The sequence below is a fragment of the Prauserella sediminis genome (genome assembly GCF_014195435.1).
Classification (GTDB): domain Bacteria; phylum Actinomycetota; class Actinomycetes; order Mycobacteriales; family Pseudonocardiaceae; genus Prauserella; species Prauserella salsuginis.
Window position 1 is genome coordinate 1 of record NZ_JACIBS010000014.1, and the last position, 24,255, is coordinate 24,255.

The window sequence follows — 24,255 nt, forward strand, 5'->3', positions numbered from 1 at the left end:
TGTTGTCGGCGATCGTGTAGAAGAGGCTCGGATACCACTCGCCGTCCTCCTGGACGGCCGCGATCCGGAGAGGCCCGTCGACGTCCTCGGCGATGTCGATGGTCGTGGTCTGCTCGCCGGAGGGTGCGTCGTCGAGCATCTGCTGCTTGATCTCGGGCGTCAGCGGCAGCTCGGCCGCGTTGCCCTTGATCGTGATCGTTCCGCCCGTGAGCTTGGTGATCGTGACGCGGTCGTTGACCCGTTCCTCGGCCTGCTCGTCGAAGCGCAGGTTCTCGGTGGTGATGCTGAGGCCGCTGAGCTGTTCGGGGTCGGCCTCCTCGGTGAGCACGCCGAGGCGCTTGTACTCGGCGACCGCTTCGTCGAGCGAGTCGGTCAGCAGTCGCGACTCCGACGGGGCGAAGGTCGTCAGGGTCCCCGCGAGGTCACCGCCCTCGAACGACGTCGCGAGCTTGCGGACCGCGTCGGTCGGGGAGGAGGCGCCCGCGGCGACGGAGCTCTGCTGGAAGAACGCGAAATAGCTGCCGACTGCGCCCGCGGCCACGACGAGTGCGACGACGAGCCCGATGATCAGCCCGCGCTTGCGGCCCTTACCCGGCGGCTGTGGGGTGGGAACGAAGCCGCCCTGCTGGTCTCCCGCGTACTGGCCGGGCTGGCCGTAGGGCTGCTGCGGATACCCCTGCTGGCCGTACCCCTGCTGGCCGTACGCCTGCTGTGGGTGCCCGTACGGTGGCTGCCCGCCCTGCGGGTAGCCACCCTGCTGCGGCTGACCGCCGTACGGGGGCTGCTGGCCGTACTGGGGCTGGCCGTACTGCGGGCCCTGCTGCCCGTACGGGCCCTGCTGGCCCGGATAGCCGCCGGGCTGGTTCGCCCACGGGTCCCCGGGGCCTTGCGGAGTGGTCACGATTCCCACCTGCTCTGTGTCGATCCCTGTGCGTGGTCGCTGCCTGCGCGCGACGCGTGCACGGGGTGTGTGCCTGCCGGACTCCCGCGGCGGGAGCCCGGTTGGTCGGTGACGGCGACGACGCCCCTCTGCATGTCGTCGCCGGTCGTGCTGCCCGTGTTTCAGCCGTGTCGTGCGTCGGTGCTGCCGACAGCGGTCCGCGGCATCCGGCCGGCCCGGCGTGCCCGTCCGGCGACGGCCACGGTCCCGAGCGCGGCGACGGCTGCCAGGCCCGCGCCGACGGCGGTGACGACGGGGCCGGTCGGGGCGATCCCGATCAGTCCCTGATCGCGTTCGCCGGCTTGGACGGCGACGAGTACCGCGACGGTTCCCACCGCGACCGACAGAATCAGACAGAGCACCGCGGCGGTTCGGACGAACCGCGTGACGAGTACGGCGGCGCACACCGCCGCGGCCAGCGGGACGCCCGCCCACACGGCGAGTGCCTGTTCGGCGCCGCCCGCCAGGTGGAAGTGCTCGATCAGGCCGGCCGCCTCGTAGCTGCTGCGTGCCACATCGCCGGACAGGAACCAGGGCAGGAACGTGCCCACGACGGCGAGGGCGATGCCGACGCCGGTCAGTGCGGTGGCGGTGATGCGGGCCACGACGGCGTTCGGGCGGGTGGCGGACATGGCCCTCATCTTGCCGGGTTTGCCGGACATTCCGGGCGAGGGTCCCCCACTACGGGGAAATGTGACGAGCGAGACCGATGTTTCGCCTGTGGCGAATGGTGATGCAGTGATGGTGATGGCACAGTTCTGCTCGGAGTAGCAGGAGGTGGGATCGGATGCGGACGAGCGTGGGCCGGACGGTGCAGTCGTCGGCGTCGCAATCGACGGCGCGGCCGGGTGGGAAACGGTCCCGGCGCGGGCTGGCGGCCGGGGCGTTCGCGCTCGCCGTGCTGGTGGGCGCTCCGGGCACGGCCATCGCGGTGCCACCACCACCGCCCAATCCGAGTGACGCTGAGCTCGAATCCGGCCGCGCGGAGGCGTCCGAGAAGGCGGGCGAGGTCGGACGGCTCACCAGCCGGCTCGCCGACGCCGATGCCAAGCTGACCACGCTGCGCAACCGGGTGGAACGGAAGCTGGAAGAGGCCAACAAGGCCAGGGTGGATCTGCAGCGGGCACGTGCGGCGGCCGACACGGCGGAGTCCCGCGCCGAATCGGCGCGCACGGAGGTCCGGACCGCGTCGGGTGCGATCCGGAACGCGCGGCAGGTCCTGGACCGCTTCGTCGCGGCGAGTCACCGGCAGGGCACCACGATCGGCTCGTTGAGCGCCTATCTGGGCGCCGATTCACCGAAGGACCTGCTCGCGCGTGAGCAGCTGCTGGGCGCCGTCGGCGACAGCGAACTCGACGCGCTGGGCAGTATGAAGCGTGCGCAGGTGCGCAAGTCGAACAAGGAGGCCGCGGCCAGGCAGGCGCTCGAGAAGGCGCGCGAGAAGCGAGCCGAGGCGGCCCAGGCGAAGACCGCGGCGCAGCAAGCCCAGCAGGCGGCCGTCGCCGCGCGCAGCAGGCAGGCCTCCCGTGCGGAGGAGCTGCGGACCGAGAAGAACACCGTCGAACAGCAGCTGCGCGAGGCACGCGCCCACGTCGGCGGGCTCGAAGGCCAGCGTGAGCAATACCGGGAATGGCTCGCCGAGAAGGAGGCCGAGGAGGAGGCCCAGGCTCAGCAGGCGGCCGCCGCGGCGTCCGGTGGGGGCGGTTCCGCTCCGGCCCCACCGGCCCAGCAGGCCCCGTCGTCGGCACCCGCGGGCGCGAGTGTCGAAGCCGCGGTGCAGCGCGCGATGTCGCAGCTCGGCGTGCAGTACGCGTGGGGCGGCGGTAATGCGCACGGCCCCACCTACGGCATCCGTGACGGCGGCGTCGCCGACGCCCACGGCGACTACGCGAAGATCGGCTTCGACTGTTCGGGCCTGATGATCTATGCGTTCGCCGGGGTGCAGGCGCTGCCGCACTACAGCGGGTACCAGTACGACGCGGGGCGCAAGGTGCCGCTGTCGCAGATGCGCCGCGGCGACATGCTGTTCTGGGGCAACGGCGGCATCCACCACGTCGCGATGTACCTGGGCAACGGGCAGATGATCGAGGCGCCGTACTCCGGTGGTCACGTCCGCGTGGTTCCGGTGCGTTACGGCGACATCCTCCCGTACGCCACGCGCCTCATCGGGTGAGGACACCGGCAGCGTCCCCGCCGCCGGGCTCCCCGGCAGGCGCGGAGCCTTACGCAGGCGTGGTCGTCGCGGGCGGCGAGGCGCGCCGGCTCGGCGGGGTGGACAAGCCGATGCTCGAGATCGACGGGCGCACCCTCCTCGCACGCTCGCTCGAGGCGCTCGCCGGTGCCGACCCGCTCGTGGTCGTCGGCCCGCGGCGGGAAGGCGTGAGCGGGGTGCGGTGGACACGGGAGGAACCGCCCGGTGGTGGGCCGGTCGCGGCAGTCGCTGCAGGCCTGTCCCTCGTCGACCGGCCGCGCGTGGTGGTGTTGGCCGCCGATCTGCGTGGCATCACGGCCGCCGTGGTCGACCGGCTGCTGGGTGCGCTCGACCGCGACCCGGGCGCCGGGGGCCCCGAAGGTGGCACGGTCCGCGGTGCGGCGGATCGGCCTCCAGCTGATGCGGTGGACGGCGCCGTGCTGGTCGACTCCGCCGGCCGCCGGCAGTGGCTGGTCGGTGCCTGGCGGACGGCGGCGTTGCGTGCGGCCCTGCCCACCCGGCCGGAAGGGCTCGCGCTGCGCCGAGTGCTCAGCGGCCTGACGATCGTCGACGTACCCGCCCGCGGTGACGAGTCGGCCGACGTCGACACGGTCGACGACCTGCCCTGAGGTCGGAGCGGTTCACAGTCGTCATACCGCGTGTCGGGTTCCATGAGACCCTCCACCTCACCCACCGGGCGCGCGCCTGCGAGCGGTACGGTCCCGGCGAGAGGCAAGATCACCGGCAAGGAGGTTAGGTGTGACCGAGCCCGGCACCCCCGACAACGCGAACGGGGCGGAACCCGGCGCACCGGCACGCGACGCCCAGTTGCTCGAACGAACGGTGTTCGAGGTCAAGCGCGTCATCGTCGGCCAGGACCGGTTGGTCGAGCGGATGCTGGTGGGGCTGCTCGCGAAAGGTCACCTCCTGCTGGAAGGCGTGCCCGGCGTCGCGAAGACCCTGGCCGTCGAGACGTTCGCGAAGGTCGTCGGCGGGTCGTTCTCACGCGTGCAGTTCACGCCCGACCTCGTGCCGGCCGACATCCTCGGAACCCGCATCTACCGCCAGGGCAGCGAGAAGTTCGACGTCGAACTCGGGCCGGTGGTCGCCAACTTCGTCCTGGCCGACGAGATCAACCGCGCTCCGGCGAAGGTGCAGTCGGCAATGCTCGAGGTGATGGCCGAACGGCACGTCTCGCTCGGCGGCGAGACCTTTCCGATGCCGGATCCGTTCCTCGTGCTCGCGACGCAGAACCCGATCGAGAACGAAGGCGTCTACCCGCTCCCGGAGGCGCAGCGCGACCGGTTCCTCTTCAAGATCGTCGTCGAGTACCCGACGGCCGAGGAGGAGCGCGAGATCGTCTACCGGATGGGCGTGGCCGCCCCCGAGCCGCAGACGGTGCTCACCCCGGACGAACTGGTCCGGCTGCAGGGCGTGGCCTCGCAGGTGTTCGTCCACCACGCGCTCGTCGATTACGTGGTGCGCCTGGTCCTCGCCACCCGGACCCCGAACGACCACGGGCTGTCCGACGTCGCGGGCTGGGTGTCCTACGGCGCCTCGCCGCGTGCCAGCCTGGGCATCATCGCCGCGGCGCGCGCGCTCGCACTCGTGCGTGGCCGGGACTACGTGCTGCCGCAGGACATCGTCGACGTCGCAGGGGACGTGCTGCGGCACCGGCTGGTGCTGTCCTACGACGCGCTCGCCGACGGCGTCCCCCTCGACCACATCGTGAGCCGCATCCTGCAGACCGTGCCGTTGCCCCAGGTCACGGCGAGGCCGCAGGGTCCGCACGGCGGCCAGCAGTCCGTCGCGGCCGGCGCGCCGGGCAGGTAACCGTTCGACATGGCGCGCACGAACGATCCCGCAAACCCGTCCGGTGCAGGTGTGAGTGGTGCCGACAGCAGGGAAGGGCGGCCCTCGTGGGCCCCGCCCGTGCTGCGGGGCGACCGGCTCGCGGCCGGCCTGCGGACGCTCGAACTCGAGATCCGCGGCCGGCTCGACGGGCTGCTGCAGGGCAACCACCTCGGCCTGGTGCCGGGGCCCGGATCGGAACCGGGGGAGGCGCGCCCGTACCAACCCGGTGACGACGTGCGGCGGATGGACTGGGCCGTGACCGCCCGCACCACGACGCCGCACATCCGGGAGTCGATCGCCGACCGTGAGCTGGAGACGTGGATCGTCGCGGACGTCTCGGCGAGCCTCGACTTCGGGACGGCCGTGTGCGAGAAGCGTGACCTCGCGGTGTGCGCCGCCGCGGCGATCACGCATCTCACGCTCGGCGGCGGGAACCGCGTCGGCGCGCTGATATCGAACGGCGCCGAGACCGTGCGGGTGCCGGCCAGGGGCGGGCGGGCGCACGCGCGCAATCTGGTGCGCAAGATTGCCGAGATGCCCCGCGCCGCCGAGGGCACACGCGGCGACCTGGCCCAGCTCGTCGACCAGCTCCGCAGGCCGCCCCGGCGGCGCGGGCTCGCCGTGGTCGTCTCCGACTTCCTGGGCGACACCGCATGGCAGCGGCCGCTGCGGGGACTGTCGGGGCGGCACGACCTGATCGGCGTGGAGGTGCTGGACCCGCGTGACGTCGACCTGCCCGAGGTCGGTGACATCGTGCTGGCGGACCCGGAGACCGGCAGACAGCGTGAGGTGCACGCGTCGGCGCAGCTGCGCAAGGAGTTCGCCGCGGCAGCACAGCGGCACCGCAGTGACGTGGCCCGGGCGCTGCGGCAAGCCGGGGCCGGGCATCTCGTACTGCGCACCGACTCCGACTGGATCGCCGACACGGTGCGGTTCGTCGTCGCCCGCAAGCGCGGCTGGTCGGGAGCGGCGTCATGAACCTGACCGGCTTCTCCTCGCCCTGGTGGTTCCTGCTGCTGCTCGTCGTCGCGGCGGTGGTGGTCGGCTACGTGGTGGCGATCCGCTCGCGCCGCAAGCGGACGATGCGGTTCTCGAACCTCGCGCTCCTCGAGCGGGTCGCGCCCAGCGGCAGGCGGTGGACCCGGCACGTGCCGTCGGCGCTGCTGGTGGTGTCGCTGCTGTTGCTGACGTTCGCCCTCGCCGGGCCGACGGCGGAGCAGAAGGTCCCGCGGAACCGGGCGACGGTCATGCTCGTGATGGACGTGTCGCTGTCGATGGAGGCGACCGACGTCGAACCCACCCGGCTGAAGGCGGCGCAGGACGCGGCGTCGCAGTTCGCCGAAGGGCTCACTCCGGGCGTGAACCTGGGGTTGATCTCGTTCGCGGGCACGGCGACCGTCCTGGTGGCACCCACGACGGAACGGGACGGGGTGACCCACGCGATCCGGAACCTCAAACTGGCCCAGTCCACCGCGACGGGCGAGGGCATCTTCGCCGCCCTGCAATCGGTGGAGAGCTTCTCCGCGGTGGTGGGCGGCGCGCAGGGGCCGCCCCCGGCGCGGATCGTGCTCATGACCGACGGCAAGCAAACGGTGCCGCAGGACGAGTACGCCCCGCGTGGGGCGTTCACCGCGGCGACCAAGGCGAAGGAGAAGGACATCCCGGTCAGCACGATCTCCTTCGGCACGTCGCACGGCAGCGTCGAGATCGAAGGCAAGGACGTGCCGGTGCAGGTCGACGACGCGTCGATGCGGGAGATCGCGCGGTTGTCCGGCGGCGACTTCTACAAGGCCGCCACGGCCGAGGAGCTCGACGAGGTCTACGCGAGCCTCGGTGAGCAGATCGGGTACGAGACCAAGGACACCGACGCCAGCAGACCCTGGGTGGTACTCGGCACGCTCGTGCTGTTCGGCGCCGCGGCCAGCTCCCTGTTGATCGGCAGGCGCCTGCCCGACTGACCGTGCCTGCCCGACTGGCCGCGGGCCCGCGCGACTGGCTGCGTTCGCCGAGGGCCGTCAGCTCCCGGCGGGCCGGGCTCCGGGAAAGCCGTGCTGGCGCCAGGCCTCGTAGACGGCGATCGAGGCGGTGTTGGTCAGATTCAACGATCGCGACGTCGGCAGCATCGGCAGGTGCACGCGCTCGCTGATCGCGGGGTCGGCGAGTACCCCGTCTGGCAGGCCGGTCGATTCCGGGCCGAACAGCAGCACGTCGCCGTCGGTGTAGGACACGTCGGTGTAGAGCCGGTCGCCCTTCGCGGTGAACGCGTAGACGTTGGCCGGCAGCAGGGCCTCCCACGCCGCGTCGAGGGTCGGGTGCACGTGGACGTCGGCCAGGTCGTGGTAGTCGAGCCCGGCGCGGCGCAGCTGCTTGTCCTCGAAGCCGAACCCGAGCGGTTCGATCAGGTGCAGTTGGCAGCCGGTGTTGGCCGACAGCCGGATCGCGTTGCCCGTGTTGGGCGGGATCTCGGGGTGGTAGAAGACGACCCGGAACACGTCGGTGGTTACTCCTCGTTCGTACGGTGCGGGGGTACGCGGTGTGGTGTGCGCACGGTGCGAGCCCGCTGTGCGGCGGCCCGCACCGATTCTGCCGACCGCGTTCCGCCGATCGCGCGCGGGTTTGCCCGGTGGGCACGCGGCCGGAACGAGCCTCGGGCGGCCGGGTGGAGGTCTCGCACGCTCCTGCCGAACCGGCCGGTCCGTCGGCGGGCGGGCCCGTGTGGTGAAGACCATGACCGGCGCGGCCGGGTTACCTGTGGGTACCGGCAACCGGCGAGGCCCGTGCCGGATAGCCTCACGGCGGACATTTGCCATGCGGCGTGAGGAGAGGTTTCTCGTGGGACGGTCGGTTCTGGTCACCGGAGGCAACCGCGGCATCGGACTGGCGATCGCACGCGGTCTCGCGGATGCCGGACATCAGGTGGCGGTGACCCACCGCGGATCCGGAGCCCCCGAGGGGCTGTTCGGCGTGCAGGCCGACGTCACCGACGGTGAGCAGATCGATGCGGCGTTCGCGGCGGTCGAGGAGCACCAGGGGCCCGTGGAGGTGTTGGTCTCCAACGCCGGCATCACCGACGACACGCTGCTGATGCGGATGAACGAGGACTCGTTCACCCGCGTCGTCGACGCCAACCTCACCGGCGCCTACCGGGTCGCCAAGCGGGCTACCCGCGGCATGCTGCGAGCGAAGTGGGGCCGGTTGGTGTTCATCTCGTCGGTAGTCGGCCTGTCCGGCGGTGCGGGTCAGGTGAACTACGCGGCGAGCAAGGCCGGCCTGGTGGGTGTGGCCCGCTCCATCACTCGCGAACTCGGTTCGCGGAACATCACGGCGAACGTCGTCTCGCCCGGCTTCATCGAGACCGACATGACCGGTGAGCTGACCGAGCAGCAGCGGGAATCGGCGCTGGCGCAGATTCCGGCCGGCCGGTACGGCAGGCCCGAGGACATCGCCCATATGGTGCGATTCCTGGCTTCGGACGACGCGGCGTACGTCAACGGCGCCGTGCTGCCGGTCGACGGTGGCCTCGGTATGGGCCACTGAACCCCCGCGCGAGACACTGATCGCACGCGCGGGCACCGTGGCTCGCAGTGGCATCCGGCCGCCCGCATCGGCCGTCGGGCCGCGGCGCGGATCGGGCCGCGGCCCTGCAACCGGCATCACCGCCGCCATCACCATCGGCACACAGCGAAGGGAAGAATTCCGTGTCCGGACTGCTCGAAGGTAAGCGCCTGTTGATCACCGGCGTCATCACGGACGCGTCGATCGCGTTCCACGCCGCGAAGACGGCGCAGGAACAGGGTGCGCAGGTGGTGCTGACCGGCTTCGGCAGGCTGTCGCTCATCGAGCGCATCGCCAAGCGACTGCCCGAGCCGGCACCCGTGGTCGAACTGGACGTGCAGAATCCCGAGCATCTCGACACGCTCGCCGACCGCGTGCGCGAGCACGTCGACGGGCTCGACGGTGTGCTGCACTCGATCGCGTTCGCTCCCGAGAGCTGCTTGGGTTCGCCGTTCCTGGACGCGCCGTCGGAGGACGTCGGCACAGCCGTCGAGGTGTCCGCCTACTCGTACAAGGCGGTCGCGAAGGCGGTGCTGCCGCTGCTGAGCCCCGGTTCATCGCTGGTGGGCATGGACTTCGACGCCCGCGTCGCCTGGCCCGCCTACAACTGGATGGGTGTTGCGAAGGCGGCGCTGGAATCGGTCAACCGGTACCTCGCCCGTGACCTCGGACCGCACGGCGTGCGGTCCAACCTCGTGTCGGCGGGACCGGTCAAGACCATGGCGGCCAGGTCGATTCCCGGCTTCGGGGAACTCGAGGACGGCTGGGGTGACCGCGCACCGCTCGGCTGGGACACCACCGACCCGACGCCGGTGGCCAAGACGATCTGTGCCGCGCTCTCCGATTGGATGCCCGCCACGACGGGTTCGATGATCATGGTCGACGGTGGGGTGCACGCCACCGGCCAGTAGTCCCGGTATGTCGCGGCGCCGGGCCGGTGCGCGGTTCGCGGACGACCGTCCGCCCGCATCGGCCCGGCGCGGGCGACACTCCCGTCCGCCCTCGACGACCGACCCGGTGCCGCGTGCCGTGGGCCACAGCGGAAAGATGGGCACCGTGAGTTACGACGCGCTGCTGTGGTTGTCGTTCGGCGGACCGGAGGGCCCGGACGACGTGATGCCGTTCCTGGAGAACGTGACGCGGGGCCGCGGGGTGCCGCGGGAGCGGCTCGAGGAGGTGGCCGAGCACTACCGGCATTTCGGGGGAGTCTCGCCCATCAATCGCCTCAACCGGGAGGCGATGGCGGCAGTGCAGCAGGAACTGGCCGCGCGCGGCATCGACCTTCCCGTCTACTTCGGCAACCGCAACTGGCATCCGATGGTTGAGGACACTCTCGAACGCATGCGGTCCGACGGCGTGCGGCGGGCGCTGGTGTTCCCGACGAGCGCCTACGGCGGCTACTCGGCGTGCCGCCAGTACGACGAGGACATCGAACGGGCCCGTGCCGCCGTCGGTGAGGGCGCGCCCGAACTGTTGAAGCTCCGCCAGTTCTTCGACCACCCGCTGTTCGTGGCCGCGAACGCCGACGCCATCAGGGCCGCACACGCCCGGCTGGCCGGGCGGCCGGCCCGCACGGTCTTCACCGCGCATTCCATCCCGACGGCCGCGGACGCCGCCGCAGGACCGCCGGAGACGGGCGGGGAGTGGTACTCGAAGCAGGTCTTCGAGGCGGCGCGGCTCGTGGCGGCGCAGTCGGGTGTCGAGGAGTACGACGTCGTGTGGCAGTCACGGTCGGGGCCGCCGCACATTCCGTGGCTCGAGCCGGACATCGTCGACCACATCGACGCGCTGCACGAGCAGGGCGTCCGGGACGTCGTGGTGAGCCCGATCGGTTTCGTGTCGGACCACCTGGAGGTCGTGTGGGACCTCGACAACGAGGCGGCCGATCGGGCGGCAGAGCTCGGCATGGGTTTCGCCCGTGCGGCCACGCCGAACGGGGATCCGCGCTTCGCCGAACTCGTCGTCGAGCTCGCACAGGAGCACCTCGCCGGCGGGGGAGTGCGCAAGCTGTCTGAGGCCTTCCCGGTGGCCGGATGCACCCTGAATGGCGCGCCGTGCGCCGAGGGGTGCTGCGCGCCGGTGAGGCGGCCGGCGACGAGCTGACCGTCCGTCGCGTCCGGCGAATTCGTGACACCGGCAGGCGGAACTGCACCCTGTTGTCTGCCGACTTATGGCGTATAACAACCTATACGGCGCGGCATGACGGTGTCACCGCCGGTTCGCCTGATCGGCAAACACCCGCACGGCTTCGTTGACCGCAGCGCACCTGGCGGTGCGCACCGCCTCGGAGAGCGGGCGGAGTGCGTCCGCCCGGCGCTCCGCGGCCGATGCCGACAGAGCGCCGCCCGGCTCCTCGGCCGTGGCGACCTCGAGAATCGCGCCGATCTCCTCGGCCCGCTGCAGCACCCGCAGGGCCCGCGCAGGCGTGCCGTCGGGCCAGTCGGGCGCAGGTCGCGCGCGTAGGTGCGCGGACAGCTCTGCGCGCACGCTCGGCCGGTCGCTGGCCACGTCGAGCGCCTGCAGAGCGCCCGCGCTGTCCCGGATGGCGTCGGTCAGCCCGTGCTCGGCCTCGGCGATGCTCACGTGGTCCAGTCCCACGTCCTGCGGCGTGGCGGGGCCCGCGGTGGCGAGCGGGTGGACGGTCCAGCGGACGAGCCCCTCCGCGATGTGGTGCGGCACGATGCCGTAGCCGGCCCCGGGCAGGACGACGGCCTCGCCCGCGGCCAGTGCCGCCTTCGGCAGCTCCCCGCCGCCGCCGAGGCCGCGGACGTCGCCCGGCACGGGCAGCACGAGGCGGGCGTCGGTGACGCCGAGCCTCCGGAGAGTGCCGAGCAGATGGGCCGGTTGGGCCGGGAAGCCGCCCGTCACGGGCAGGTCGAGAGCGGCGCCGGTGGCGTCGTCGGCCGAGACCACCTCGTGCGCTTCGCCCCATGACAGCAGGGCGTCGAGCACATTGTCGGACGCGGCCGCGCCGTGGAGCCACGCCGAGGACCACACGGCCAGAGTCGCACTGGGACAACACACAGCGCCCGAGGATACCGGCCGGGGTCGCCGATCGTGACGCGACTGTCGCAGCGGGGATAGGCTGGTCGAGGTGAATGCCTCAGAGGAGACCCCGCCCGCAGGCTTGCCACGCACGGTCGGGGAGCTGCGCGCCGCCGGTTACCCACCGCGTGGTGTCAAGGACGAGATCGCTGCCAACCTGCTCGCGGCGTTGCGCGAGGGCCGCGACCCGTGGCCGGGCATCGTCGGGTTCGGCGGCACGGTCGTGCCGCAGCTGGAACGAGCGCTGCTGGCGAGGCACGACGTCGCACTGCTCGGTGAACGAGGCCAAGGCAAGACCCGGCTGCTGCGGACGCTCGGCGGCCTGCTCGACGAGTGGACTCCCGCCATCGAGGGCTCCGAGCTGGCCGAACACCCGCTGGAACCGATCACACCCGCGTCGCGCCGTCGGGCGGCCGAACTCGGCGACGCACTGCCGGTCCGTTGGCTGCACCGCAGCGAGCGGTACACGGAGAAGCTCGCCACTCCCGACACCTCGGTGGGAGACCTCATCGGCGACGTCGACCCGGTGAAGGTCGCCGAAGGCAGGACGCTCGGCGACCCGGAGACCATCCACTTCGGACTGGTGCCGCGGGCGCACCGGGGGATCGTGGCGGTCAACGAGCTGCCGGATCTGGCCGAGCGCATCCAGGTGGCGCTGCTGAACGTGATGGAGGAGCGCGACATCCAGGTTCGCGGCTACACGCTGCGCCTGCCGCTCGACGTGCTGCTCGTCGCGACGGCGAATCCCGAGGACTACACGAACCGCGGCCGGATCATCACCCCGCTCAAGGACCGGTTCGGGGCGGAGATCCGCACGCACTACCCACGCGTGCTCGACGCCGAGATCGACCTCGTGCGGCAGGAGGCGGAGCTGGCTGCGGAGGTCGGCGATCCGCTGGTGGAGGTGCTGGCACGGTTCGTGCGCCGACTGCGCGAGTCGACGGTGATCGACCAGCGGTCCGGCGTGTCGGCGCGATTCGCCGTGGCGGCCGCCGAGACGGTGGCCGCGGCGGCGTTGCGGCGCGGTGCCCTGACGGGCGAGGAGCCCGCGGTGGCGCGCCCGGTGGACCTCGAGTCGGTCCCCGAGGTGCTGCGCGGCAAGCTTGAATTCGAACCCGGTGAAGAGGGCCGCGAGCTCGAACAACTGGTGCACCTGCTGCGGGTGGCCGTGGCCGAGACGGCACGCGCCCGCTTCGCGGGGCTGGATCTCACGCCGCTGGCGGAGGCCGTCACCGAGGGGCATCCGGTCGAGACGGGCGAGCGGGTCCGCGGCCGGGAACTGCTCGCCGCGTTGCCGGAGCTGCCGGTGTTGCACGACGTGGCGGAGCGGTGCGGCGCGGGTCCGGGCGATGCGCCGGCACGGATCGCCGCGGCGGTCGAGCTCGCGCTCGAATCACTCTATCTCGGCAGGAAGGTCGCCAAGGACGTCCGCGAGCCGGGCGACGACGGTGGCCCGGCGACGGTCTACGGGCCGTGAGCACGGATCCGCCGACACCCGGAACCCTACGGAGGCGGCCATGAGTTCCGACGGATACCGGTACGGGCCGTATCGCGACGGTCCCGATCCGCTGGCACCGCCGGTGGACCTGCGGGAGGCCGTCGACGAGATCGGCCGTGACGTCATGGAGGGCGCATCGCCCCGCTCGGCGATGGACGAACTGCTGCGCCGGGGCACAGAGGCCACGACCGGGCTGGACGAACTCACCCGCAAGGTGTGGCAGCGGCGGTCGGAGATCCAGCGCCGGCACCGCCTGGACGGCACGTTGCAGGAGGTGCAGCGGCTGCTCGACGAGGCGCTTGCGGCGGAGCGCGAGCAGCTGGCGAGCGACCCGTCCGACGACGCCCGTTTCGAGGAGATGCGGCTGGACGCGCTGCCGCCGGGGACGGCGGGCGCGGTGTCGGATCTGGCCGACCACGAGTGGCGGTCGCAGACCGGCAGGGACAACTACGAACGGATCCGCCAACTCCTGGGTGAGGAACTGCTGGGGGCGCGGTTCGAGGGCATGAAGGAGGCATTGCGGCAGGCGACGCAGGCGGACGCGGACCGCGTCGGTGCGATGTTGGCCGACCTGAGCGATCTGCTCGCCGCACACGCCAGGGGTGATGCGGACCTGCAGGACCGGTTCGCCGAGTTCATGCGCCGGCACGGCGAGTTCTTCCCGGAGAACCCGTCGACCGTGGACGAGCTGATCGACGCGCTGGCGGCGCGGTCGGCCGCGGCGCAGCGGGCGCTGAACTCGATGACGCCGGAGCAGCGGCAGGAGCTCGCGGAGCTGTCACAGCAGGCGTTCGGGGACCCGAGGATCGCCGAACAGCTGTCGCGATTGGACGAACAGCTGCGCGCCGCGAGGCCGGGAGAGGACTGGTCGTCGTCCAGCCGGTTCCGCGGCGACGACCCGCTCGGACTGGCCGAGGGTGCCAGGGCGATGACGGATCTGTCCGAACTGGACGCGCTCGCGCAGCAGCTGGCGCAGAGCCACCCGGGCGCCCGACTCGAGGACATCGACCTCGAATCACTGGAACGCCAGCTCGGCGACGACGCGGCCGTGGACGCGCGCAGGCTCGCCGAACTGGAACGCGAACTGAGCAGGCAGGGCGTGTTCGAACGCGCGCCGGACGGGTCGTTACGTCTATCGCCGAAAGCGCTGCGCAGGCTGGGGGAGACGGCACTGTCCGATGTGGTTCGTGCGCTGCGGGCAGGGCGCGGCGAGCGCGACACCACGGCGGCGGGCGCGGCAGGCGAGGTCACGGGGTCGAGCCGGCCCTGGCAGTTCGGGGACACCCAACCGTGGGCGGTGTCGAAGACGGTGCAGAACGCGGTGCTGCGTACCGCGTCGGCGGGCCGTCCGGCGGTGCGACTCGATGTGTCCGACGTGGAGGTCGCGGAGACCGAACATCGCTCGCGGGCGGCGGTGGCGCTGTGCGTGGACACCTCGTGGTCGATGATCGCCGAGGACCGGTGGCTGCCGATGAAACGCACCGCGTTGGCCCTGCACCAGCTGATCTCGACCCGGTTCCGCACGGACGCGCTCCAGATCATCACGTTCGGGCGCTACGCGCGGCAGGTCGAACTGTCCGAACTGGTGGCGCTCGACGGCACGTGGGAACAGGGGACGAACGCACACCACGCGCTGCTGCTCGCCGGGCGTCACCTGCGGCGGCATCCGGGTGCGCAGCCCGTGGTGCTGATGGTCACCGACGGCGAACCCACCGCCCACCTCGAACCGGACGGCGAGGCGATGTTCGACTACCCGCCGAGCCCGTTGACCCTCACCAAGACGCTGTCCGAAGTGGAGCGGCTGGCGAAGTCGGGCGCGGCGATGTCGGTGTTCCGGCTCGGCGAGGACCCGCGCCTGGAGGCGTTCGTGGACCTGCTCGCGCGCCGCGCGGGCGGGCGCGTGCTGGCACCGGACGTCGACGGCCTGGGCGCTGCCGTGGTGGGCGACTACCTGCACAGCCGGCGCGGCTGAGCTGCGCACGGCGACCGGGGCCGCGGGTCCGAGCGCAGAACACGCGGGCCTGAACGCAGAACACGCGGGCCTGAACGCAGGACACGCGGGCGAACGCAGTCGCGCGGTAGCGCGTCCGTGAGAGGTGGTGGCGCGACGGGTGGGCGCAGGACACGCGCGGGTGTGCGTCAGCGCGGCCTGACGACGAGGCGGGCGCCGCGGGCGGGCACCATCGTGATGTTGCGAGCCTTGGCGCGTTCGGGCCGCGGCCGGTCCGGGGAGAGGTGGAAGCGTCGCAACACCTCGCCGAGCACGACCGCGGATTCGAGCAGGGAGAATCCCGCCCCCAGGCAGCGCCGCACCCCGCCGCCGAAGGGGAACCACGTGCCGGTGGCGGGCCCGGAGCCGGTGAACCGTTCCGGGCGGAACGCGTGCGGGTCGTCGTGGTGTGCCGGGTCGTGCTGCACCATCGTGATCGACGGCATGACGGTGTGGCCTGCGGGGATGCGATAGCCGTCGATCTCGATGTCGCGGGTGGCGACCCGGGCGACCTCCGAGATGACCGGATGCAGTCGCATCGCCTCCTTCACGACCGCCTCGAGGTGCTTCTCGTCGTGGTCGTCGGCGGCGCGGACGGCGTCGGCGAGTCTGCGCGGGTCGCGGGCCAGTTCGTGCAGTGACCACGCCAGGGCGGTCGCCGTCGTTTCGTGGCCGGCGAGGAGCAGGGTGATGAGCTGGTCGCGCAACTCGGCATCGGTGAGCCCGTCGGTGTCGGCGCCGTTGCCGACGGCCAATAGCCGGGAGAGCACGTCACGTCGGTCGGCGAGATCTCCGGCGCGCCTGCGGTCGGCGATCTCGGCGTAGATCAGCTCGTCGGCGGTCCTGCGCACCTCGGCGTCCCGTTTCCACACACCGAAACGCTGCAGTTTCGGCTGGTGCCAGCCGAGGATGTCGACCGGGCCGATGTCGACGATGCGCCGCAGCAGCGCGCGCAGGCGGTCGAGTCGCGGCCCTTCGGCGACACCGAACACCACGCGCAGGATGATCTCGAGCGTCACGGCCTGCATCCGCTCGTGCGAGCGCAGCGGGCCCGGTCGCCAGCCGTCGACCTCGGCCTCGGCGAGCTCGGTGATCAGGTCGCGGTAACCGCGCAGGGAGGCACCGTTGAACGCGGGCATGAGCAGTTTGCGGGCCCGCAGGTGCACCTCCTCGTCGGTGAGCAGGACCGAGTGGCGGCCCATCGCGGGCTTGAGGATGACGTTTCCCTCCCCGGCGTGGAACACCTCGGCTGGGCCGCCGAACACCGCGCGGATGTGCTCGACGTTCGCCAGCTGCACGACGTCCCGCTCGGGGAAGAGCCGGAGCCGGAACACGTCGCCGTGGCGGCGGCGCAACCGGGGCAACCACTGATGCCGGTACGAACCGAACAGCAGGGTCTGGATCGCCTGCGGCAGGCGCGGGCCCGGAGGCAGGGCGGTCGCGGTGACGTCGTCGATACGCACTGCCGTGTGCTGTGCGGTGGCTGCGGCTGACTCGGTCGTCGTCATGGGCGCGCTCCTTTGCGCGGAGGTGGTCGCACCGGTGGCGGGCGCGGTGGCGGCCGTCCGAGCCGGTGTCTGCTCCTTGAGCCGATTTATACGCCCGTATAGATTCGCTGTCCACCTCGACGACCGCGGTGGCCGCCGGGCGGCCGCGATCCGGTCCACGGGGACGGCGGGCAGTACGCTGCTCGGCGTGAGCCACCGGGACGACCTGCTCGCCGCGGCGCGAACGCTGCTCGAGGACAAGGGCTACGCGCACATCACCGCGCGTGACCTCGTCGCGGCGTCCGGCACGAACCTGGCGTCCATCGGCTATCACTTCGGCTCGAAGGCCGGCCTGTTGAACGCGGCGATCGCGACCGTGTTCGAGGAGTGGACCGATCAGCTCGCCGAACTCGCCATGGCCGATCCGACAGCCTCGCCGATCGAACGCGGCCACGTGACCTGGGCAGCGTGGCTGGCGGGGCTGGCGGGCAAACGCCGGCTGCTCGTCTCGTACATCGAGGCGCTCGCCCAGGCCGAACGCGCGCCGGACCTGCGCAGGCAACTGGCCGAGCTGTACCGCACCTGCCGGGTGCGGGTGGCCGGCTTGGTCGCCGAGTCGCTGGGCGACGGAACGCGCGGTGACGATCCCCGGTGCCGGGCCGTCGCGAGCTTCGTCGTGGCAGTCTGCGACGGGCTCGCCGTCCAGTCGCTGGTCGACCCGGACGGTGTGCCCACACCCGACGACCTGCTCGCCGGTCTGGCGACATTGTGGTCGGCGTCCTTCCCACCAGACGGGAACGATACGTCCGGGCGCACATAGGGTTGAGGCATGCAGACTTGGTCCTCGGTCGCCGTGCCCCGTGTCCCCGGAGAGTCCCGCCCGCTGCGGCTGTACGACACGGCATCCGGCGACATCCGCCCCGTCTCACCCGGCCGGATCGCCCGGATGTACGTCTGCGGCATCACGCCGTACGACGCCACGCATCTGGGTCACGCCGCGACGTATCTCGCGTTCGACCTGGTGCACCGGCTGTGGCTCGACGCCGGGCACGAGGTGCACTACGTCCAGAACGTCACCGACATCGACGATCCGCTGCTCGAACGCGCCGAGCGGGACCAGGACGACTGGGTCGTACTCGCGATGCGCGAAACGGCGCTGTTCCGCGAGGACATGGAGGCGCTGCGGGTGGTGCCGCCTCGCGACTTCATCGGCGCCGTCGAGACCATTCCGCGCATCGTGGAGGTCATCGGGAAGCTGCTGGCTTCCGGCGCGGCATACCGGGTGGATGACCCCGAGTACCCGGACATCTACTTCGACCGCTCGTACACCGGCCGGTTCGGCTACGAGTCGGGCTACGACGCCGAGACGATGGCCCGGTTCTTCGCCGAGCGGGGCGGCGATCCCGAGCGGCCCGGCAAACGCGACCCGCTCGACGCGCTGCTGTGGCGGGCCCAGCGGCCGGGGGAGCCGTACTGGGAGTCCGAGCTCGGCCACGGCAGGCCCGGTTGGCACATCGAGTGCAGCGTGATCGCCCTCGACCAGCTCGGTGTCGGTTTCGACGTGCAGGGCGGCGGTTCGGACCTGGCGTTCCCGCACCACGAGTACAGCGCCGCACATGCCGAGGCGCTCGCGGGCGACCATCCGTTCGCGCGGCACTACGTGCACGCCGGGATGATCGGGCTCGACGGCGAGAAGATGTCCAAGTCGAAGGGCAACCTGGTGTTCGTGTCCCGGCTGCGGGCCGCCGACGTCGAACCGGCCGCCATCCGGCTGGGGCTGTTCGCGGGCCACTACCGGGACGACCGCGCATGGACCGACGAAGTGCTCGCGACGGCCCAGCAGCGGCTCGCCCGGTGGCGGGAGGCCGTGCGGCTGCCCGCGGGGCCCGCCGCCGACGACACGATCGCCCGCCTTCGCGAGCATCTGGCCAACGACCTCGACACCCCCCGTGCGCTCGCCGCCCTCGATGCGTGGGCCGACGAGGCGCTGCGGGGCGGCGGGCACGGCTCCGGCGGTGACGAGGACGCACCCACGGCGATCCGCACGGCGGTGGACGCGCTGCTCGGTGTCGCTCTGTAGCACGGGCGATACCGTGGGCCGCGTGCCAACTCTCTACGCCACGAGCGACCTGCACGTCACCCACACCGGTAACGAGGCGCACGTCGACGTGATCCGGCCGGACACCCCGGAGGACTGGCTGCTGGTGGCCGGTGACGTCGGCGAGCGCCTGAACACCGTGGTCGACACCCTGGCGCAGCTGCGCCGGAGGTTCGCCACGGTCGTGTGGGTTCCCGGCAACCACGAGTTGTGGACCACGGCGAAGGACCCCGACCAGGCCTCCGGCCGCCCCCGCTACGACGAGCTGGTCCGCCGTTGCCGGGAGATCGGGGTGCTCACCCCCGAGGACGAGTTCCCCGTGTGGCCCTACGCCGACCGTCCGCTGACGATCGCGCCACTGTTCGTGCTGTACGACTACAGCTGGCGGACGCCGTCGGCGCAGGGGGCGTCGCTGGCGGAGGCGCTGCGGCAGGCCAGGGAAGCCGGCGTGGTCTGCACCGACGAGTACCTGCTCGGCCACGAGCCGTACGCGGGCCGCGCGGAGTGGTGCGAGGACCGGCTGACGCTGAGCGAGAAGCGCCTGGCGGAGATCCCCGCCGACCACGAGACGGTGCTGCTGTCGCACTGGCCGCTGCACCGGCACCCCACCGCGCCGCTGTACTACCCGGAGTTCGCCATGTGGTGCGGCACGACCCGGACCGAGGACTGGCACCTCCGGTTCCGCGCCCGGCTCGCGGTGTACGGGCACCTGCACATCCCGCGCACCACGTATGCCGACGGCGTGCGCTTCGAAGAGGTGTCGTTGGGCTATCCGCGTGAGTGGCGCAGGCGTGCCCGTGGGCCGGTGGCGTTCCGGCAGGTGCTGACGTCCGACTGACGCGTCGCGGGCTCACGTGCGGGCGCGCGTCAGGGTTGCCGTGAGCGGGACCGCGGCGAGCAGTACCGCGGCGGGCAACGCGAAGCCCAGCAGCGGGTCGGCGTGGTACGGCGCTGTGAACACGGCCGGTGCTGCGGCCATCCCGAGGAACCGCATCGCCTGGACCACCGAGATCGCGCCGCTGCGCCCGGGGCCGTCGGCCGACAGCACGGTCGTGTTCACCGCGACGAGCACCAGTTGACTGCACACGCCCGCCGCCGCCCACGCTGCCACGGCCACGGGTGCCACCCCGGTCGCGCCGATGACCAACACCAGTGCGGCACCGGTGACCAGGCCGATGAGTGCGGTGAGGCGGCCGCCGAAGCGGTCCGCGGCGGCGCCGGCGAACCGGGCGGCCAGAAACCCGGCGACGCCGAACCCTGTCAGCAGCAGGCCGCGCATCCCCGCGCCGAAACCGAACGCGTCCTGCATGCGCAGCGCGAAGAGGAACGAGAGCCCCGCCATGCACCCCCACGCCGCCAGCGCGGCCAGGCCCGGAAGCAGGACTGATGCACGCCACGGGTCGCGGAGCCGAGCCGCGGTGTCCGGACCGGCCTCGTCGTCGGCCGGCAGCGGCCATGTGGCCAGAACGGCGCCGACCAGCGCGATACCGGCGAAGGCCCACCGCCACGACGCCTCGGCCGCGAGACCGCCCACCAGCGGAGCCGACGTCTGGCCCACGGCCTGCATCGCCCCGAACACCCCGAGTGCCCTGCCCAGCCGATCCGGCGGGGTCATCGCAGCCAGCCGCGCCATCAGCAGCGGCGTCGTGAACGCATTGGCGCATCCCTGCAGGCCGCGGCTGACCTGGAACAACCAGAACCACGGCGCCACGGCGGCTGCGAGGGTGAACACGGCGTACGCGACGTAGGCGAGCCGGATGGTGCGGGCGGGTCCCCACCGCTGGCCGAGCGTGCCCGACACGAGCATCAGCGCCGCGAACGGCAGCAGGTACACGGTCAGTGACGACGCCGCAGCCTGCGCGGACACGCCGAAGCTGGCCCCGATCTCGGGCAGGACTGCCGCGACGACCCCGCCGCCGAACGGGCCGAGCAGCGCGCCCAGCTGGAGCCCTGCGCGCGCGGCGGGCGCATCGCCTGCGGCCGCCGCGGTCACCGGCCTGCGGGGCCGGGTCCGTCGTTCCTGCGCCGCCGGAGGTAGCGCTCGAACTCGGCGGCGATCATGTCGCCGCTCGCGCCTTCGAGGTCGATCTCCGCGTCGCCCCGCTCCTCGAGGGAGCGCACGTACTCGGAGATCTCCTCGTCCTCGTCGGCCATCTCGCTGACGGTCTTCTGCCAGTCCTCGGCCTGCTCCGGCAGCGCGCCCAGCGGAATGCCGACGTCGAGGATGTCCTCGAGCTTGTTCAGCAGTGCGATCGTGGCCTTCGGCGAGGGCGGGTGCGACACGTAGTGCGGCACGACCGCCCAGAGGGACACCGCGGGCACACCTTCCTTGACGCACAGGTCCTGGAACACGCCGACGATCCCGGTCGGGCCCTGGTACCGCTCGCGTTCGAGCCCGAACCGTTTCGCGGCCTCCGCGTCGTAGGCCGTGCCGGTCACCGGGATCGGCCGGGTGTGGGCGGTGTCACCGACCAGCGCACCGATCGTGATCACGGTCTGCACCCCGAGCTGTTCGACGTGTTCGAGGAGCTCGGCGCAGAACGCCCGCCACCGCATGCTCGGTTCGGGGCCCTGCACCAGCACGACATCCTGATCGGCGCCCGCGGGCCGGCACACCGACAGCCGCGTCGTCGGCCACTCGACGCGGCGGGTCACCCCGTCCACCATCCGCACCGTCGGCCGGGCGACCTGGAAGTCGTAGTAGTCGTCCGGTTCGAGCTCGGCCAGCGGTGTCGCGTCCCAGTTCAGCGCGAGATGCTCGATGGCGGTACTGGCGGCGTCGCCCGCGTCGTTCCAGCCGTCGAAACAGGCGATCATGACAGGGCCGCGGCGCTGCCGGGTCTCGTCGCCACCGGTGTCGCCGTCGGTGAAGTCGTTGAAGGGCGTGCTCACCCGCCCAGCGTACGTCCCGTCGTCGGAGTGGCCCGCCACCGTAGGCTGGACGGGCCGCCGCGGCCCGCGGTGCGCTCGCCGACCCGAGGAGATGCCCGTGATCGATCCGTCCTCCGACCCCGGTGAAGGCGGTCCGGCCGCCGTGTTGTGGGACATGGACGGCACCCTGGTCGACTCAGAGAAGCTCTGGGACGTGGTGCTCGCCGAGGGAGCGCAGCGCCTGGGCGGGGAACTGACCGCCGCGGAACGCACGGCGCTCGTCGGGTCCAACATGGCCGCCACATCCCGTCGGCTCCTCGAGCTCGCGGGGCGCGCGGTGACCGACGAGGCCGCGGACGAGGTCGCCGACTGGATGCGGGGACGCACGGCGGAGCTGTTCTCCGGTGCGCTGCCGTGGCGGCCGGGCGCCCGGGAGGCCCTCGAGGCGCTGCGCGCGGCGGACGTGCCGTGTGCGCTGGTGACGTCGACCGAGCGGGGACTGACCGAACTCGCGCTGAACACGATCGGGCGAGAGTTCTTCGCCGCCACGGTGTGCGGGGACGAGGTCGACGGGAAGAACAAGCCGCATCCCGAGCCGTACCTGCGAGCCGCGCGGCTGCTCGGCGTGGACCCGGCGGCGTGCGTGGCCGTCGAGGACTCGCCGGTGGGCGCGGCCTCGGCGGAGGCGGCGGGCTGCGCTGTGCTGGTCGTCGAGGCGGACGTATCCGTCGAGCGCGGTCCGGGCCGGACGTTCCGCCCGTCCCTGGTGGGGGTCGACCCCGGTGAATTCTCCCGGCTGATCCGGAGCCGGTGACCTGCGACATCACGGGCCAGGCCGCTCGAAGGTCGCTGCGCCGTGGATGACAAGATTCTCCGCGTGAAGACCTTCGATGAGCTGTACGCCGAGCTGACCGAGCGCGCCCGCACCCGACCCGCGGATTCGGGCACCGTCGCCGCGCTGGACGCCGGGGTGCATGCGCAGGGTAAGAAGGTGCTGGAAGAGGCTGGCGAGGTGTGGATCGCCGCCGAGCACGAATCCGACGAGCGGCTGGCCGAAGAGGTCTCGCAGCTGCTCTACCGGGTTCAGGTGCTGATGATCGGCCGGGGCGTCCCGATGGACGACGTCTACCGGTACCTGTGAGCGAGAGAGGACGTCAGATGCTGCGTGTCGCGGTGCCGAACAAGGGTGCGCTCGCCGGACCCTCGTCGGAGATGCTCGGTGAAGCGGGCTACCGCAAGCGACATGAGCAGCGGGACCTGACCGTGCTCGACCCGGTCAACGACGTGGAGTTCTTCTTCCTCCGGCCGAAGGACATCCCGATCTACGTCGGTTCGGGCGAACTCGACCTGGGCATCACCGGCCGCGACCTCGCGCTGGACTCGGGCGCGGACGTGCAGGAGAAGTTGGGCCTCGGGTTCGGCGGCTCGACGTTCCGCTACGCGGGACCGGCCGACCGGGACTGGACCGTGGCGGACCTGCACGGCAAGCGGCTCGCCACGTCCTATCCGCGGCTGGTGCGGGACGACCTGGCCCGGCAGGGCGTCGAGGCCGATGTCATCCCCCTCGACGGGGCCGTCGAGATCTCGGTGCAGCTCGGCGTCGCCGAGGCGATCGCCGACGTGGTCGGTTCCGGCCGAACCCTGCGCCAGCACGACCTCGTGGCGTTCGGCGACCCGATCTGCGTCTCCGAGGCGGTACTGATCGAACACAGCGGAAACGGCAAGACCCCCGCGGTCGAACAGCTCACGGCCCGGTTGCAGGGCGTGGTGTTCGCCCAGCACTACATGATGCTCGACTACGACTGCCCGAGGTCGTTGCTGGAGCAGGCCGCCGCGATCACGCCAGGCCTCGAATCGCCCACCGTGGCGCCGCTCGCCGATCCGGACTGGGTGGCCGTGCGGGCGATGGTGTCGCGCAAGAAGGTCAACGCCGTGATGGACGAGCTCGCCGCCGTCGGGGCGAAGGCGATCCTCGCCTCGGACATTCGCTCCTGCCGGCTGTAGAACTCCGGCGCAGCACACGACAACACACAACTCGGGGCACGACGGCGTATGGCGCTGCCGTGCCCCGAGCTGCGTCGGCGGATTGCGTGCCGCGCACCAGGATCGGGCCGGCCGCCGGGTCCTCGTCGTGAGGCTTTCACATCCGGGAGGTCCGCGCGGCGAGGTCGGCGAGGTGACGCAGTGAGTTGGGGAGATGCTCCGGGCCGAACGGCGGGAACCGGAGGTACGACCGGACGGACTCCGGTACTGCCGACCAGTCGTAGGTGAGCGTGACCTCGGTCTCCGACGGGCCGGAGGACGCCAGGTCATAGCGCCAGGACCAGCCGCCGAACTCGAGGTTGCCGTCACCCTGCGGGTCGTGTCCTGTCAGCCACCCGATCGCGCGCGGTGGATCGAGGACGTGGATCTTGTTGGCCACCTCGTAGTAACCGTCTCGGGCGTCGGGTGATACATGGCCATCCGGAAGATCTGCCCCACCTCGGTCAACGTTGCCTGATCGACCGGTTCCTGCACCCAGCCGGTGCCATCGATCGCGGCGTGTGTCGTCGGGTCCGCCAGCACCGCGAAGACGGTCTCGACGGATGCGGCGGCCGACCGGGTGGCGCTCACCTTCGCCTGCTTCACGACGCAGCCTTCCGTGCGGTGGTGCGACCTCGAACCTGCGCGAATCGGGACATTACCGGGCCGCCGTCATCGCGGCGAGGCCGAAAGCGACGGGACGT

General features: G+C 71.8%; 24 protein-coding genes and 1 pseudogene. 16 read left to right on the forward strand and 9 right to left on the reverse strand.

From position 1 onward, the window contains the following. Nucleotides 1–901 (reverse strand): annotated as a pseudogene (locus FB384_RS25550) (hypothetical protein); the annotation flags it as partial. A gap of 161 nt (nucleotides 902–1,062) precedes the next feature. Next, nucleotides 1,063–1,572: a hypothetical protein gene (locus FB384_RS25555; RefSeq protein ID WP_183787411.1), complete on the reverse strand. Its 510-nt coding sequence runs from the start codon at nucleotides 1,570–1,572 to the stop codon at nucleotides 1,063–1,065. A 155-nt stretch (nucleotides 1,573–1,727) separates the two neighbouring features. Here FB384_RS25555 and FB384_RS25560 point away from each other — a divergent pair, with 155 nt between their 5' ends. From FB384_RS25560 to FB384_RS25580, 5 genes are all read left to right on the forward strand, one after another. Continuing rightward, complete coding sequence (locus FB384_RS25560) at nucleotides 1,728–3,113, forward strand: NlpC/P60 family protein (protein WP_183787412.1); 1,386 nt, start codon at nucleotides 1,728–1,730, stop codon at nucleotides 3,111–3,113. A gap of 110 nt (nucleotides 3,114–3,223) precedes the next feature. Beyond that, nucleotides 3,224–3,760 carry a molybdenum cofactor guanylyltransferase gene (gene mobA, locus FB384_RS25565; RefSeq protein WP_228726699.1) on the forward strand — a complete coding sequence of 179 codons (537 nt, stop codon included), beginning with the start codon at nucleotides 3,224–3,226 and terminating at the stop codon, nucleotides 3,758–3,760. 130 nt (nucleotides 3,761–3,890) lie between these two features. Continuing rightward, nucleotides 3,891–4,964 (forward strand): AAA family ATPase, encoded by a 1,074-nt coding sequence (locus tag FB384_RS25570; RefSeq protein ID WP_183787414.1) that lies wholly within the window; start codon nucleotides 3,891–3,893, stop codon nucleotides 4,962–4,964. A 9-nt stretch (nucleotides 4,965–4,973) separates the two neighbouring features. Continuing rightward, entirely contained in the window at nucleotides 4,974–5,963 is a 990-nt protein-coding gene (locus FB384_RS25575) for a DUF58 domain-containing protein (protein WP_183787415.1), read from the forward strand. Further along, entirely contained in the window at nucleotides 5,960–6,943 is a 984-nt protein-coding gene (locus FB384_RS25580; protein WP_183787416.1) for a VWA domain-containing protein, read from the forward strand. The genes FB384_RS25575 and FB384_RS25580 overlap by 4 nt, the downstream gene beginning before the upstream one ends. Before the next feature lie 57 nt (nucleotides 6,944–7,000). Here the strand turns inward: FB384_RS25580 and FB384_RS27005 are convergent, their stop codons facing one another. Beyond that, the gene (locus FB384_RS27005; RefSeq protein ID WP_183787417.1) at nucleotides 7,001–7,477 is read right to left on the reverse strand and encodes a tRNA (cytidine(34)-2'-O)-methyltransferase; all 477 of its coding nucleotides are present in this window, start codon (nucleotides 7,475–7,477) and stop codon (nucleotides 7,001–7,003) included. A gap of 340 nt (nucleotides 7,478–7,817) precedes the next feature. On the opposite strand from FB384_RS27005, the gene FB384_RS25590 reads away from it, so the two are divergent. From FB384_RS25590 to FB384_RS25600, 3 genes are all read left to right on the forward strand, one after another. Next, nucleotides 7,818–8,522 carry a beta-ketoacyl-ACP reductase gene (locus FB384_RS25590; RefSeq protein WP_323985436.1) on the forward strand — a complete coding sequence of 235 codons (705 nt, stop codon included), beginning with the start codon at nucleotides 7,818–7,820 and terminating at the stop codon, nucleotides 8,520–8,522. Between the two features lie 161 nt (nucleotides 8,523–8,683). Then, nucleotides 8,684–9,451: an enoyl-ACP reductase FabI gene (gene fabI, locus FB384_RS25595; protein ID WP_183787419.1), complete on the forward strand. Its 768-nt coding sequence runs from the start codon at nucleotides 8,684–8,686 to the stop codon at nucleotides 9,449–9,451. Between the two features lie 145 nt (nucleotides 9,452–9,596). Beyond that, nucleotides 9,597–10,643, forward strand: a complete 1,047-nt coding sequence (locus FB384_RS25600) for a ferrochelatase (protein ID WP_183787447.1) — start codon at nucleotides 9,597–9,599, stop codon at nucleotides 10,641–10,643. Between the two features lie 105 nt (nucleotides 10,644–10,748). Here the strand turns inward: FB384_RS25600 and FB384_RS25605 are convergent, their stop codons facing one another. Then, nucleotides 10,749–11,564 (reverse strand): hypothetical protein, encoded by an 816-nt coding sequence (locus FB384_RS25605; protein WP_183787420.1) that lies wholly within the window; start codon nucleotides 11,562–11,564, stop codon nucleotides 10,749–10,751. A gap of 70 nt (nucleotides 11,565–11,634) precedes the next feature. Between FB384_RS25605 and FB384_RS25610 the strand changes: the two genes are divergently transcribed. After that, a complete protein-coding gene (locus tag FB384_RS25610) occupies nucleotides 11,635–13,062 on the forward strand; it encodes an ATP-binding protein (protein ID WP_183787421.1) in 1,428 nt (475 codons plus the stop codon). 40 nt (nucleotides 13,063–13,102) lie between these two features. Next, the gene (locus tag FB384_RS25615) at nucleotides 13,103–15,055 is read left to right on the forward strand and encodes a vWA domain-containing protein (protein ID WP_183787422.1); all 1,953 of its coding nucleotides are present in this window, start codon (nucleotides 13,103–13,105) and stop codon (nucleotides 15,053–15,055) included. Between the two features lie 167 nt (nucleotides 15,056–15,222). Here the strand turns inward: FB384_RS25615 and FB384_RS25620 are convergent, their stop codons facing one another. Further along, nucleotides 15,223–16,581, reverse strand: a complete 1,359-nt coding sequence (locus FB384_RS25620) for a cytochrome P450 (RefSeq protein WP_183787423.1) — start codon at nucleotides 16,579–16,581, stop codon at nucleotides 15,223–15,225. Nucleotides 16,582–16,768: 187 nt separating this feature from the next. Here FB384_RS25620 and FB384_RS25625 point away from each other — a divergent pair, with 187 nt between their 5' ends. The 3 genes from FB384_RS25625 to FB384_RS25635 are packed head-to-tail and all read left to right on the forward strand — an operon-like array spanning nucleotide 16,769 to nucleotide 19,496. Continuing rightward, the gene (locus FB384_RS25625; protein ID WP_183787424.1) at nucleotides 16,769–17,380 is read left to right on the forward strand and encodes a TetR/AcrR family transcriptional regulator; all 612 of its coding nucleotides are present in this window, start codon (nucleotides 16,769–16,771) and stop codon (nucleotides 17,378–17,380) included. A 9-nt stretch (nucleotides 17,381–17,389) separates the two neighbouring features. Further along, a complete protein-coding gene (mshC, locus tag FB384_RS25630) occupies nucleotides 17,390–18,640 on the forward strand; it encodes a cysteine--1-D-myo-inosityl 2-amino-2-deoxy-alpha-D-glucopyranoside ligase (RefSeq protein WP_183787425.1) in 1,251 nt (416 codons plus the stop codon). Between the two features lie 13 nt (nucleotides 18,641–18,653). Further along, nucleotides 18,654–19,496: a metallophosphoesterase gene (locus FB384_RS25635; protein ID WP_323985437.1), complete on the forward strand. Its 843-nt coding sequence runs from the start codon at nucleotides 18,654–18,656 to the stop codon at nucleotides 19,494–19,496. 12 nt (nucleotides 19,497–19,508) lie between these two features. Here the strand turns inward: FB384_RS25635 and FB384_RS25640 are convergent, their stop codons facing one another. Further along, nucleotides 19,509–20,651, reverse strand: coding sequence for an MFS transporter (locus FB384_RS25640; protein ID WP_323985438.1), 1,143 nt, complete (start codon nucleotides 20,649–20,651; stop codon nucleotides 19,509–19,511). Next, nucleotides 20,648–21,475 (reverse strand): PAC2 family protein, encoded by an 828-nt coding sequence (locus FB384_RS25645; RefSeq protein WP_183787449.1) that lies wholly within the window; start codon nucleotides 21,473–21,475, stop codon nucleotides 20,648–20,650. The genes FB384_RS25640 and FB384_RS25645 overlap by 4 nt, the downstream gene beginning before the upstream one ends. A 175-nt stretch (nucleotides 21,476–21,650) precedes the next feature. On the opposite strand from FB384_RS25645, the gene FB384_RS25650 reads away from it, so the two are divergent. The 3 genes from FB384_RS25650 to hisG all read left to right on the forward strand — a co-directional run bounded on the left by FB384_RS25650 (nucleotide 21,651) and on the right by hisG (nucleotide 23,533). Beyond that, nucleotides 21,651–22,343: an HAD family hydrolase gene (locus FB384_RS25650; RefSeq protein WP_407676116.1), complete on the forward strand. Its 693-nt coding sequence runs from the start codon at nucleotides 21,651–21,653 to the stop codon at nucleotides 22,341–22,343. Nucleotides 22,344–22,406: 63 nt separating this feature from the next. Continuing rightward, entirely contained in the window at nucleotides 22,407–22,670 is a 264-nt protein-coding gene (locus tag FB384_RS25655) for a phosphoribosyl-ATP diphosphatase (protein WP_183787451.1), read from the forward strand. Between the two features lie 17 nt (nucleotides 22,671–22,687). Continuing rightward, nucleotides 22,688–23,533 (forward strand): ATP phosphoribosyltransferase, encoded by an 846-nt coding sequence (hisG, locus tag FB384_RS25660; protein WP_183787427.1) that lies wholly within the window; start codon nucleotides 22,688–22,690, stop codon nucleotides 23,531–23,533. Nucleotides 23,534–23,669: 136 nt separating this feature from the next. Here hisG and FB384_RS27010 read toward each other — a convergent pair whose 3' ends face one another. Together FB384_RS27010 and FB384_RS27015 are read right to left on the reverse strand one after the other, a co-directional pair. Further along, a complete protein-coding gene (locus FB384_RS27010) occupies nucleotides 23,670–23,951 on the reverse strand; it encodes an SRPBCC family protein (protein WP_228726697.1) in 282 nt (93 codons plus the stop codon). After that, nucleotides 23,900–24,157 (reverse strand): SRPBCC family protein, encoded by a 258-nt coding sequence (locus tag FB384_RS27015; protein WP_228726698.1) that lies wholly within the window; start codon nucleotides 24,155–24,157, stop codon nucleotides 23,900–23,902. Before FB384_RS27015 ends, FB384_RS27010 begins: the two co-directional genes overlap by 52 nt. Between the last annotated feature and the right edge of the window lie 98 nt (nucleotides 24,158–24,255).